Consider the following 11,480-nt stretch of genomic DNA (forward strand, 5'->3'; position numbering starts at 1 on the left):
CTCTGGTCGAGCTTAGGGCCAACCTGCAGAAATGCGAGCCGTGTTGCCCGGCAAGCCGGGCTGCCCGCACCACCTCGATTTCCGAGGTTTCCCGCGCGCGGAGGCGCGCGGTGTCCCAGCTCTCGCGCCGAGGCTCGATAAGGGCACCGGCGGACGAGCCGTCGGCACCAAGGAGGCTCTTGCAATGAACATCGTCAACCTCGTCGGCCGTCTCGCCAAGGATCCCGTCGCCCGCGATCGCAGCGACACCCGCATCACCGAACTCATCCTCGTGACCGAACGTCCCGTCATCCGCGACGGCAAGGTCCAGAAGGACCCCGAAACCGGCTACCCGGTGAAGGATGCCGAATTCCACAAGATCACCGTCTTCAACGGCCTCGGGCTCCCGCTGCGCCAGCACAAGGGCAAGGGTGACCAGCTCGCCGTGACTGGCCGCATCCACTACTCGCGCTGGCAGGACGCCGACGGCAATGACCGCTACGGCTGCGAGATCATCGCCGAGAACGTCGAGTTCCTGTGATCAGCAGGGGCGGCACCGCGGTGCCGCCCCTTGCTTGGCTCGACAGGCGAAGATCGCCGGCCTCATCAACCAAAAATCCATCCTGACCGACGGCGACAAACGCCATAATAAGACGGAAACCTGGAGGAACCGCCACATGTCGATTACCTTCCCCCGGAAGTTCGCCATCGGGGGAGTGCCTGTCACGAACATCAAGGAAGGGTTGAAATCCCTTTCCAGAACGAGTGACCCCGGCTCCTTTGTCGGGCTTCGTTCGGTCTTTCCGACCCTTATCCACGGATCGCATGCCCTCGAAATCGCAGGCTTGCTTGGTTTGCTCGACGATGAGCGATCCGATCTGACCCCGACAGGCAGGGCGGTTGCCCATTCACGCAGCGTTGTGAAAACCGAGTTGACCAAGGCGCGCGCCGTCCTCGACCAGTTGCTCGAGCGATTTGAGGCGATCAATGCCGACCCCGATCGCCTGATCAGCATCAACAGGGTCTACCTTTATGGCAGCGTCATGCGCGGCGATCCTCTCGTTGGCGACATCGACCTCGAGATCGAAGCCTCCCGAGGTCCTGCCTACATCAACGACTTTCAGGGATATCTCAGGGATTGCCGTTCCTTTGTCCGGCGATTTGCACCGAACTATGTGCCTCCCGTCTACATGGCCGAGAGTGACAAGGCGATGGACCATCTCGTCTTCGGACAAAGGCGAGCGCCGATCCTCAAGGGGGCCGTGATCAATGGCAGGAACCTCAGCACGATCCCGGCGCCATGTCAGCTGATCTACACCATTCAGAACGGCATCGACCGGGACGCCCCGATCCTCACAACCCATCCTGATTATGACCCGACAATCGAAACGAGCCACGAAATCCCGCACCTTGCATCGATCGACGTTCCCCAATTCGGAATCCCAGCGCCGGTTGACGCCAGATTTCTCGCGAAGTTCCAGCACTCCGGGCGGGTTGTGGCGCATGATTTTGCCTCACCGACGTCCAACCTGCTGGCGTGGCTACTGCGGATGCATGAACGGCAATCCAGCACGCTGAAGGTTCATGTGAGCAGCGAGACGCTGGACCCCGCCTTCGCGAGAGGATGCGGCCTCGCAGACGACCTCAGCCCGAAGGGAACTATTGTCCTGACGGCCGAGACCCAGCGCAGCAAACTGCGGTCCTTCATGAAAATTGAGCGTAGAGTGGATATGATCGATGGGATGCTGACCGTTGACCTGAAGGTCTGTGACCTCGCAACGTTGCAGCGCCGCCGGACCAATGAAGCCCACGCCGACTGTCTCGCCGTGGTTGCGGCCACAATTCATGTCGCAGACCGATTCCACGCGGTCGCACTCAATAAGGCGGGCAGCAACTATCCGATCGAGGCGACGGTAACGACAGCCAGATCGGTTCCGGACGAGATTGGTCCACTGATCCAGCAATTCGGCTCGAAGATAAGCGGGTCACTCGATTCCTGACGGGGGTGCTCGCCCGCCGCCTTGCCCGCCGCAACCATATCGCGAACTGTGGGCGTGCCTTTTGCATCCCCAAAGGTTGCCGTTCATTCGGCAGCATCGACTTCACCCTCCAAGGCACCGCTTCACGATCCTCGGTCGATCATTGTCCCTGTCGCATCGATATTGGCGCCCCGATGACCACAACTGCACCTTAAATGCTGCGCGACCAGCGCAAGCTTCATCGGGATCGACTTGGCGAAACACTGATCGCGCAACCTGGACGCCGGGATGATCACCACGCGGCGACAGCTACGGCATTCAACCTGCGCATTGAGACCGTGTCGGACCAGATCGGCGACGGTGTCGAGACGCTTGCTTCCCATGAACGCGGTAGAACATTATAAGAACGCATTCGTCAACCGGAGCGCTGGGAAGAGTCTGGCAGCGCGACGTCTCCCGACCTTTCGGCGGGACCGCACTCTATTCCGCCTCGTGCGCTTGTGCCCCATCTTCGCGGGGCTCAATGCGCCCGTGACTTCACCGAGCCCCTGATGGGTCTCGGCCCTTCGGGTGACGATCGCTGACGCATTTGGCCGCGCACCGCGCTTACGCGCTGCGACCATAAGGAGCGGAGCTTTTCCAGCGGCTCGGGCTTCGCCCGGGCCTTGCGTTTCCGTTAGCCCCGCCGGCTCTCGGTCCCGCCGCTCGCGGCCTGTTTGCCACGCGCACGGTCGGCGACAGGAGCCGCCGCCTCGGCGCGCGACCAACCAGGCCTATCGGACCGCGGCTCCTGCGGGAGCCGTTTCCGGTGCGGACGTCTCGGAGAGAGGCCGGTTCACTCGGCATGTCGGCTTTTTGGCGATGTTGTGAGCTTGCCCAATGGCCGGTCATGGGTGGTTAGGCGAATGGCGGCTTTCCTAACTTCGTTGCGAGCCTCATTGGCTGGCTTGCCCCCTCTCGATCTGCACCCCTCGCCGTGCCGCTCACGCTCGGCAAAGCCGCAGTATGGCCGTGAGATCGACTAGGGTAAGAGTGCGATAACTCAAGCGGACGATGCCGGCAGCCTCCCACTCCTTCAGCACCCGATTGACTGCTGCGCGACAATCAAGGTGAGAACAGCGCGACAATCTAGATGAGAATGGCGGGGGTGTGTCTGTCGGGACGAGGGGCGAAGCCCCGAGGAGCGACAGACACACCCCCGCAAGCGTCTTTTCTTTTGGAATGGCGCTTTTGGTGATCGTGACCTGCCAGGTGGCGCCTCCTTTGGAAGGGGAGATGCGGTGCCCGGGAGACATATCAACGATCATCAGGTGAGATTATATATGAAGATGAGACAGACAGTGTCGCCGCGCTCGGCGGCGGCGTGCGCGGCGTTCAGCACGGCAACGGCGTATCGGCTGGAGCGGGATGCGCAGTTGCCCTCGCAGAAGAAAGAGCCGCGCGGTCGCCGGCGCCCCGATCCGCTGGCGGATATCTTCGATAGCGAAGTTGTACCGCTGCTGGAGGCGGCGCCGGGACTCCGGGCTGTCGCGGTGTTCGAAGAAATGCAGCGTCGTCATCCTGAGCTTCCCGATGGGGTGCGGCGGACGATGGAGCGTCGGGTTCGAAGCTGGCGGGCGCTGCAAGGCCCGGATCGCGACGTGATCTTCCGCCAGGTGCACGAGCCGGGTCGGATGGGGCTGTCGGATTTTACCGACATGGCCGATCTGGGCGTACACATCGCCGGGGTCGGGCTCGATCACCGGCTGTACCACTTCCGGCTCGCCTGTTCTGGCTTCGAGCATGCCCATGTGATCCTGGGCGGCGAGAGTTATGTCGCGTTGGCGGAAGGGCTGCAGAATGCCCTGTGGGCGCTGGGCGGCGCGCCGCGCGAGCATCGCAGCGACAGTCTGTCGGCGGCGTTCCGCAATCTGGATGCATCGGCGCGCGAGGATCTGACGCATAGATATGACGCGCTGTGTCGCCATTACCGGATGGAGCCGACCCGCAATAACCGCGGTGTTGCGCATGAAAATGGCGCGATCGAGAGCGCGCACGGGCATCTGAAGGCGGCGGTGCGCGACGCGCTGTTGATGCGCGGATCGGCCGACTTCAACGACCTTGCGGAATATCGCTGCTTCGTCGACGAGATCGTCGCGCGCAAGAATACACGGTGCGCGAAGCGGATCGACGCCGAACGGGCGGCGCTTCAGTCGCTACCGAGCATGCGCACCAGCGATTATGAAGAGGTGCTTGTCATGGTGACCTCCTCGGGCGGGTTCACGCTGCGCAAGGTGTTCTACACCGTGCCGTCGCGGCTGATCGGCCATCGACTGCGAGTGCGACTTTACGACGATCGGCTTGAGCTGTTCCTCGGCGGCACACCGCTCTTTACGCTTCCGCGCGGCCGCGCCGAGCGCAGCGGCAAACATGGCCATGTCGTCGATTATCGCCATGTCATCCATGCGCTTCGGCGCAAACCGATGGCGCTGCTGAATCTTGTCTATCGCCACCAGCTCTTCCCGCGCGAGGCCTACCGGCGCATGTTCGATCGGCTGCTGGAGCGGCTCGCCGAACGGGTCGCGTGCCGGACAATGGTCGAGCTTCTTAGCCTCGCGCATGAGCGGGCCTGCGAGGCCGAACTCGCCGCTGTGTTGGAAACCCTGCTAGCGACGCCGCAGGGTATGCCGGACATGGCAATGCTTAGGGCGCGGTTCGCTCCCGACCCCGCGGCGTTGCCCGAGGTCATCGTCGAGCTCGTCCCGCTGAGCGCCTATGAAGCGCTCCTGGCTCCTCGCGCGGAGGAAATGGCATGACCCAGGGTATTGATGTCACAAAGCTCACGTTGATGCTCAACGAGCTGCGACTGCCGACAATCAAACAGCTCTGGCCGACGTTCGCCGAGCGTTCCGACAAGGAGGGCTGGCCGGCGGCGCGGTTCCTCAGCGCGATCACCGAGCATGAGATCGCCGAACGCGGTCGCCGCCGCATGGAGCGGCATCTGGCGGAGGCGAAACTGCTGCCGGGAAAAACGCTCGATACGTTCGACTTCGACGCGGTTCCGATGATATCGAAGGCGCAGGTGATGGCGATCTGTGCCGGAGACAGCTGGCTCGAAAATGGCGCAAACCTGATCCTGTTCGGCCCGCCCGGCGGAGGAAAATCGCATCTGTCGTCGGGCATCGGGCTCGCGCTGATCGAAAAGGGTTGGCGGGTGCTGTTCGTCCGGACCTCCGACCTCGTCCAGAAACTACAGGTCGCGCGCCGCGAGCTCGCGCTCGAGAACGCGATCAATCGGCTTGATCGCTTCGACCTTCTGATCCTCGACGACCTTGCCTATGTCGCCAAGGATCAGGCTGAAACCTCGGTTCTGTTCGAGCTGATCAGCGCGCGATACGAGCGGCGTTCGCTGATGATTACCGCCAACCAGCCGTTCGGCGAATGGAACCGGGTCTTCCCCGATCCCGCGATGACGCTGGCCGCCGTCGACCGCCTCGTGCACCACGCCACCATCTTCGAGATGAATGTCGAAAGCTATCGGCGGCGCACGGCTATCGAGCGAAAACAGCAGGGGGCAGGTCGCCCCGCCAAGGTCGCCACAGTCAAAAATACCGGTGTGTCGCTCCCCGACAATCAACCTGAGACATAGGTCTTGCCAGCGGCAATCAAACACACCAAAACGACCTCGTCGCGATCAGCGCTTCTCATCCTGATCGTCGCTAACTTCTCATCCAGATCGTCGCGCTACACGATTGACGCTTTGCCGTGATGCACCAAGCATATGAGCGGCTTCCTCCTGCGAGAAGCGAAGCGTTGGCGCATCGCCTGCTTTGCTACCTGCATCGATCATCTGGACAATGATCCGTGCGAGGCGCTCAGGCAACGGCAGCAGCACGGTGTCGTCCATCCGGCCGAGCACCGCCTTGTAACGCTGGCCCATCATTGCGAGGAACTGCCGCAAATAATCAGATCGGTCGTCGATCAAGGCATGCAGGGAGGCAGCGGGGACCATCAGCACGGTGCTCTCGACGGCGGCCACAGCATCATTGCCGCGCGGTTCGCGGGTGAACAACGATGCCTCGCCGAACCAGTGCCCTGGCGTCACCAGACCCAGCACGGCTTCACGGCCAGCAGGGCTGGTAACACTCAGGCGAATGATCCCGCGCTCGACGCAGAACAGCGCATCGGGCGGCGAGCCGCGCCCGTAAAGCGCCTCGCCTCGCACGAGCACGCGCTGCCGCGAATGGCGGCGCAGTAGGGCATCGAGCTCAACATCCAGTTTTCCCGGTTCGGCCAAGCACACCCTCCGCGCCGCCACATCGTTTGAGCAACGGCCATGTGGTTACAACAAGCGGCGCACACAGCAAGAGCGCGACCCGCTCACCCCGCTAGTGCAGCTTTCAGACTGTCTCGCCGCGCCTTGAACATCGGAATGTCGTCGTAAGGGATGTCGGGATTGGTGCCGTTCCCCAGATGATCGAGGCGGCTCCTCACGATCGGCAGCTGTTCGGGGCTGGGATAGATGTAGAACCGGTCTTCCTCGATCGCCTTGAAGGTGATCGCAGCCACTGCCTCGGGCGTGAGCGTGCCGTTGGCGAGATCCTTCGCAGAGATCGCCTGCGTGGCCAGCTGCGAGCGGGTCGGTCCACTGTCATTGACGAGATCAGCGGGACGATTGCGGTAGCACTGGCTGATATTGGTGCTCACATAAAACGGGCACAACACCGCCGCCCGAACCTGTCGGCCGATCAGATCGAGGTCGTGGTAGAGGCATTCGGACATGGCCAGCACCGCGTGCTTGGAAACGCTGTAAATGCCCATGCCCGGCGCGGTCACGAGCCCAGCCATGGAAGCGGTGTTGACGATACGCCCCTCATAGCGCGGATCGGCGGCGGCGGCGGCCAGCATGCGCGGGGTGAAGCTGCGCACCCCGTTGGCAACGCCATCGACATTCACGCCGAACAGCCACTTCCAGTCCTTCTCGGTGCTTTCCCAGATCGGTCCGCCCGATGCGACACCGGCATTGTTGAAGAGCAGGTTGGCCGGGCCGAAGTTCTGTTCGGTCGCAACCGCCAGTGCCTCGACCGACGCTGCGCTGGTCACATCGGTCAGCACGCCGATCGCCTCGGCCCCATCTGTGCGCAGGTCGGCAACGGCCTTCTCCATCGCTCCAGCTTCGACGTCGGCGATCACCACCTTCATGCCGCGCCGCACAGCCTCCTCGGCCATTGCCTTGCCAAGGCCCGAAGCCCCGCCGGTAACCACGGCCACGCCGCCTTTCATGTTCATCATCCTGCCTTCCTCATCGTTTCATTGTGTCCCATGCCGGCAGCTTCGCGCTGCATCGGCCGATAGCTGTAGGCGAACACCGGATCGGTCAGATCGATCGCGGGTATCGCCTCGCTCTCGTAGAAATAGTCCTGGCTGTGCTGCCATTCCGGCGTGTCGCCGCGCCGGGGCAGCCGGTCGAGGCTCCGCAGCAGATAGCCGGGGTTGAGGTAATCGGTATCGACCCACGGCTTCAGTTCCATGCCCTGATCCTCGGGCCTGAGCACCGGCATCACACTGTTGGCGCCGCTTTTGTGCATGTGATCGAGCAGGCGGCACACGAAGCCGGCGACTAGATCGGCGCGCAAGGTCCAGCTGTAATGGCCATAGCCATAGACCCAGGCCATGTTGGGAATGCCGGTGAACATGATCCCGCGATAGGTCACGGCCTGCGCGAAGTTGACCGGCGCGCCGTCAATGCTGAACGGGATTTCGCCCATCACTGCCATCTCGAAGCCGGTTGCAGTGATCACCACATCGGCATCGATGCGTTCGCCCGACGAGAGCACAATCCCTGTCTCATCGAAGGTGCTGATCGTATCTGTGACGACCGACGCCTTGCCCTCCGCAATGGCCTTGAACAGATCGCCGTCCGGCACAAACGCCACGCGCTGCTGCAAAGGGCGATAAGGCGGCGTGAAATGCCGGTCGACATCGAACCCTTCCGGGAGCAGCGCCTGAACCCCGCCGATCAGCATCGCCTTGAGCTTGTCAGGCGATGATTGCGCGCGGTCGAGCAGATCGGCCCTGTCGCGCACCACCTTGCGCCGCATGATCTCGTGAACCCAGGCAGGGTCCACATCCAGCCTGCGCAATTCCTCGGCCAGTGCGTCAGCATTGCGACCGGCGGCAAAATAGGTCGGCGTGCGTTGTAGCATCGTGACATGCGCACACTGGTCGGCGAGCGCCGGGATCAGGGTTGCGGCGGTGGCGCCCGAACCGATCACGGTCACGTTCTTGCCCGCCAGATCGACATCCTCTGGCCAGTGCTGTGGGTGGATGATTTGCCCTTTGAACCTGTCCACGCCCGGCCATTCAGGAATGTAGCCCTGCGCATGGCGGTAATAGCCCTGGCACATCCACAGGAAGCTCGCCTCCATCTGCACCACATCGTCGGCGCCCTTGCGTTCAACCGTGAGCCGCCAGCTGGCTGTTTCGCTGGACCAGTCGGCAGAAGTTACGCTGTGGCCATATCGGATAAAGGGACCAAGGCCCGCATCGGCGATCGCATCACCGAGATAGTCGAGAATCTGGTCGCGCGAGGCGATCGGCTGCCCGGTCCACGGTTTGAAGCCGTAGCCGAAGGTGAACAGGTCGCTATCGGACCGGGTGCCGGGATATTTGTGGATCAGCCAGGTGCCGCCATGGCCCTCAAGCGCTTCGAAAATGGCAAAGCTCAGATCCGGGCAATGCTTGCGCAGCAGAGTCGCGCTGCCGATCCCGGAAATGCCCGCACCGACGATGATGACATCGAACTTTTCGGGTTGCTGCGTGCCTGCTGCGATATTCTGCCGATCCGACACCATCTGCCTCTCCACTCCTTTGGGGCACGGCCTGTCCCCGGTTTGGCGGCGGTGCTAAACCAGTCCAGCAGGCAAGACTGTCGCCTTTGGGCATTCTATCGGATTGCGAGCGATCCTCCCCAGTCGGGGAGCAAATCAGAAGCGAATTTTATTGCCGCTTGGGGGTCGCTTTGCGAATTTCCGCTTTCGGGGGCAAAGTAAGCGAAGCTTCCCGCCCGATTCAAGTATCGGCACTGCTCCTCACGGGGTGCGGACCCTATCGGTCCTCCCGGTCCAGACGGACCGCCTTTTCGATAAACCCCTGCGGGTCTTGCACGAAATGCGCTGCGTCTGATTGCAGAACCGTCCTGATCACAGCTTCCCTGCTCGGCTGAATGATCGCACCCTCCGGCGTCGCAAAGACGCAGTCGAAATGCCGCGCGAGGTCGCAGACCCCGCCGATCAATGGCAGAGAGAGATCTGCCACATCGAAGCGGACCTGGATTTCTTCGATGAATTGCTCATCGAAGCTCACCTGGATGTCGTCAGCAGGTTCGTCGCCCCACACCCGGAGACCGGTGTAGGATCGCGGTTTCTCGGGCAGCAACATGTCGAGCTTCGCAAATAGCGCATTCGCCTCTGCGATTGGCAGCGCCAGAACAACCTCTTCGAGCTGCGTGCGGCTCATCCGTGCAGCGTCGACCCCTGCGATACCCGCCGCAGAGGCGGGGATCAGGTTGATGACGAACTGCCAGACGGCCATCACTCGAACATAGCGCCAATGCGGGGTCCGACAATGGGCTCATTCGCTGAACGCGGGAGCTGCTCTGCCGCAAACCGGCGCCGCCGCCCGTCCGGGCAGGGCAGCGCCCCTTACCCGCGAACGCGCCTTATCCTTGTCAGGAAGGCGTTCGCCGTCGGAGCTTTCAGACCGTAATGTGCGCCGTGGCGCGCAGGCGGGTCATTCGGCATCCTCCGTCCGGTCAAGGATCGGCTCAGGCTGTCGCTGCGCTTGCCTTCACCACCCGCACGGCGGCGACACCGGCTTCGCGGCATCGTCCCTGACAGTCCGTCGCCTGCCGACCAGCCCCGCCAAACGGCCTTTCAAGATTGGTGGTGTTCCCGCTGTAACCCCTTCGCAGGGCCGAAGGGGCGGCCCGGTGTGGCGCTGATGCGCCTGACCGGGCCTGCCTTCGTCTCTCTTGCTCGGGGGCGGGAACGTCTCTTCCACACACACAGGAACACCTGCCGAAACCTATCGGCGGTCGCCCCTTAGTCAAGGATCGCGGTCCCCCCAATTTTCAGCGGCGAGGCTGTGTCGCTGCGCGCCAGCCACCCCGCAGAAAATCGGTTCCCCCACGCCCGCCATGGCGGCGGCGAGACGAGCTCGCCGTCCCTGACACGGTTCGTCCGGCCCGATGGGTTTTTGGCTGTTCCCAATGTGGGGACGATTTCAAAAATCGGAGGCTTTTATGACTGTTTTCAACTCGTTCGCAGATCTGGCTCAGGCACGGATCAATCTCGCCGATGCACGTGAAGGGATCACGGAATCCTACGACGGGGCGTTTCTTGAACACAGCGATCTGGCAAAGCTCAACATCATCGAGGCTCCAATCGCCGCCGAGATGCCGGATCCCGACATGGCGCGCCGCGCCGTGGAGATGGCAATCGGAACGATCTTCGATGTCCTCAAGGACACGCGCATGGAAGAATTCGCGCAGCAACTCGCCTGGGGCATGGTCAACTCCTTTCACATGACCGCACGCCTCGCTGAAGGACGCGAAGACGATGCTGCAAAGAAGCTGGGCGAAATGGCACGCCACTTCGACCCTTCGGAAATCTACGCTGTCGAGCTCGAGGAAACACAACAGCTCTGCCAGACACTGCAAGGGTGCCGGGAAGCGCTCGAGGCGATGCGCGATCATGCAGCGGACGTTTACCGCGTCGAAACCGGTCGCCCCTTCACGGCCGCACGGGGATCGCAAGTCAGCAAGAACGGGGTGACCGCAAGCCAGGTGCAGGCACGCGATTTCCTCGCAGCACGCGCCAAGGATCGCAGGGCGCAATTCCAGCCCGATGGCCCGCTGGTGATCGTGTCAGGTGGCCAAAAGGATTGGCACGATTTCGCGATGATCTGGGCAATCCTCGACGACATCAAGTCCCGCATCCCGAACATGGTCCTGGGCACGACCGGCATGCGCAAGGGCGTCGACGCCATGGCGGGTGCATGGGCGCAGCAGAACGGGGTCAACACCCGCATCAGCGATCAGGCGCAAACGCGCTCGCGCACCTTCGGTTGAGCGCTCTTCGGAAGGCTCCGGCTTAATGCCGGGGCCTTCCGTTCTTCTTTTGTGCAAGGGGCGGGCTCTGGGGGCATCGAACCCCCTTCGCCCGCTGCCGCGAGCATCGCGATCCCTGAATGTATTAGCCGCACTTTTACCTTGGCCCGGCGAGCCTTGCCCGTGCTCAATGCTTCGCATCTTGCGGGCATCGCTGCCGCGCCAGCGGCTGCCTCCGGACAATTGGCTGACCGGCAATCCTCAGGCTGGACCAGACCCCTTGTGGGCATTCAGCCACAAGCTCAGGAAGTGAGAAAGGAGAGGGGGATGGAGGAGACGAGCAGCGACAGGAGGCAAAGATGCTCGTCACATTCCGCGTCAAGGATATCGAGACAAGGCTCCATTCGGAACCGGCTCAGATACGCCCGCAAGAG

Annotated in this window: 10 protein-coding genes; 6 read left to right on the top strand and 4 right to left on the bottom strand. The window is 62.5% G+C overall.

The features are described 5' to 3' along the window. Window positions 1-184 precede the first annotated feature (184 nt). The 5 genes from B7Y43_RS19210 to istB all read left to right on the top strand — a co-directional run bounded on the left by B7Y43_RS19210 (window position 185) and on the right by istB (window position 5,586). On the top strand, window positions 185-520 hold the full coding sequence (locus tag B7Y43_RS19210; protein WP_374133290.1) for a single-stranded DNA-binding protein: 336 nt from the start codon (window positions 185-187) through the stop codon (window positions 518-520). A gap of 136 nt (window positions 521-656) precedes the next feature. Continuing rightward, entirely contained in the window at window positions 657-1,979 is a 1,323-nt protein-coding gene (locus tag B7Y43_RS19215) for a hypothetical protein (RefSeq protein ID WP_374133291.1), read from the top strand. Between the two features lie 194 nt (window positions 1,980-2,173). After that, window positions 2,174-2,362, top strand: a complete 189-nt coding sequence (locus B7Y43_RS19220; protein ID WP_374133292.1) for a hypothetical protein — start codon at window positions 2,174-2,176, stop codon at window positions 2,360-2,362. A gap of 918 nt (window positions 2,363-3,280) precedes the next feature. Beyond that, on the top strand, window positions 3,281-4,753 hold the full coding sequence (istA, locus tag B7Y43_RS19225; RefSeq protein ID WP_374133293.1) for an IS21 family transposase: 1,473 nt from the start codon (window positions 3,281-3,283) through the stop codon (window positions 4,751-4,753). Beyond that, window positions 4,750-5,586: an IS21-like element helper ATPase IstB gene (istB, locus tag B7Y43_RS19230; RefSeq protein WP_374133294.1), complete on the top strand. Its 837-nt coding sequence runs from the start codon at window positions 4,750-4,752 to the stop codon at window positions 5,584-5,586. Before istA ends, istB begins: the two co-directional genes overlap by 4 nt. Before the next feature lie 78 nt (window positions 5,587-5,664). On the opposite strand, the gene B7Y43_RS19235 is transcribed toward istB, so the two are convergent. The 4 genes from B7Y43_RS19235 to B7Y43_RS19250 all read right to left on the bottom strand — a co-directional run bounded on the left by B7Y43_RS19235 (window position 5,665) and on the right by B7Y43_RS19250 (window position 9,455). Then, complete coding sequence (locus tag B7Y43_RS19235) at window positions 5,665-6,240, bottom strand: Crp/Fnr family transcriptional regulator (protein ID WP_374133295.1); 576 nt, start codon at window positions 6,238-6,240, stop codon at window positions 5,665-5,667. Between the two features lie 77 nt (window positions 6,241-6,317). Continuing rightward, window positions 6,318-7,229 (bottom strand): SDR family oxidoreductase, encoded by a 912-nt coding sequence (locus tag B7Y43_RS19240; protein WP_374133296.1) that lies wholly within the window; start codon window positions 7,227-7,229, stop codon window positions 6,318-6,320. After that, the gene (locus B7Y43_RS19245) at window positions 7,226-8,791 is read right to left on the bottom strand and encodes an NAD(P)/FAD-dependent oxidoreductase (protein WP_374133297.1); all 1,566 of its coding nucleotides are present in this window, start codon (window positions 8,789-8,791) and stop codon (window positions 7,226-7,228) included. The genes B7Y43_RS19240 and B7Y43_RS19245 overlap by 4 nt, the downstream gene beginning before the upstream one ends. Before the next feature lie 253 nt (window positions 8,792-9,044). Further along, window positions 9,045-9,455, bottom strand: coding sequence for a hypothetical protein (locus B7Y43_RS19250; RefSeq protein ID WP_374133298.1), 411 nt, complete (start codon window positions 9,453-9,455; stop codon window positions 9,045-9,047). Window positions 9,456-10,239: 784 nt separating this feature from the next. Between B7Y43_RS19250 and B7Y43_RS19255 the strand changes: the two genes are divergently transcribed. Continuing rightward, window positions 10,240-11,067: a DUF2493 domain-containing protein gene (locus tag B7Y43_RS19255; protein WP_374133299.1), complete on the top strand. Its 828-nt coding sequence runs from the start codon at window positions 10,240-10,242 to the stop codon at window positions 11,065-11,067. The last annotated feature ends 413 nt before the right edge of the window (window positions 11,068-11,480 follow it).

Source organism: Sphingomonas sp. 28-62-20 (genome assembly GCF_002281505.1).

Excerpts from the sequence above, each read along its gene's own strand:
- B7Y43_RS19210 (WP_374133290.1), top strand. The coding sequence starts at position 185 with ATGAACATCGTCAACCTCGTCGGCCGTCTCGCCAAGGATCCCGTCGCC.
- B7Y43_RS19215 (WP_374133291.1), top strand. The coding sequence starts at position 657 with ATGTCGATTACCTTCCCCCGGAAGTTCGCCATCGGGGGAGTGCCTGTC.
- B7Y43_RS19220 (WP_374133292.1), top strand. The coding sequence starts at position 2,174 with ATGCTGCGCGACCAGCGCAAGCTTCATCGGGATCGACTTGGCGAAACA.
- istA (WP_374133293.1), top strand. The coding sequence starts at position 3,281 with ATGAAGATGAGACAGACAGTGTCGCCGCGCTCGGCGGCGGCGTGCGCG.
- istB (WP_374133294.1), top strand. The coding sequence starts at position 4,750 with ATGACCCAGGGTATTGATGTCACAAAGCTCACGTTGATGCTCAACGAG.
- B7Y43_RS19240 (WP_374133296.1), bottom strand. The coding sequence starts at position 7,229 with ATGATGAACATGAAAGGCGGCGTGGCCGTGGTTACCGGCGGGGCTTCG.
- B7Y43_RS19245 (WP_374133297.1), bottom strand. The coding sequence starts at position 8,791 with ATGGTGTCGGATCGGCAGAATATCGCAGCAGGCACGCAGCAACCCGAA.
- B7Y43_RS19250 (WP_374133298.1), bottom strand. The coding sequence starts at position 9,455 with ATGAGCCGCACGCAGCTCGAAGAGGTTGTTCTGGCGCTGCCAATCGCA.
- B7Y43_RS19255 (WP_374133299.1), top strand. The coding sequence starts at position 10,240 with ATGACTGTTTTCAACTCGTTCGCAGATCTGGCTCAGGCACGGATCAAT.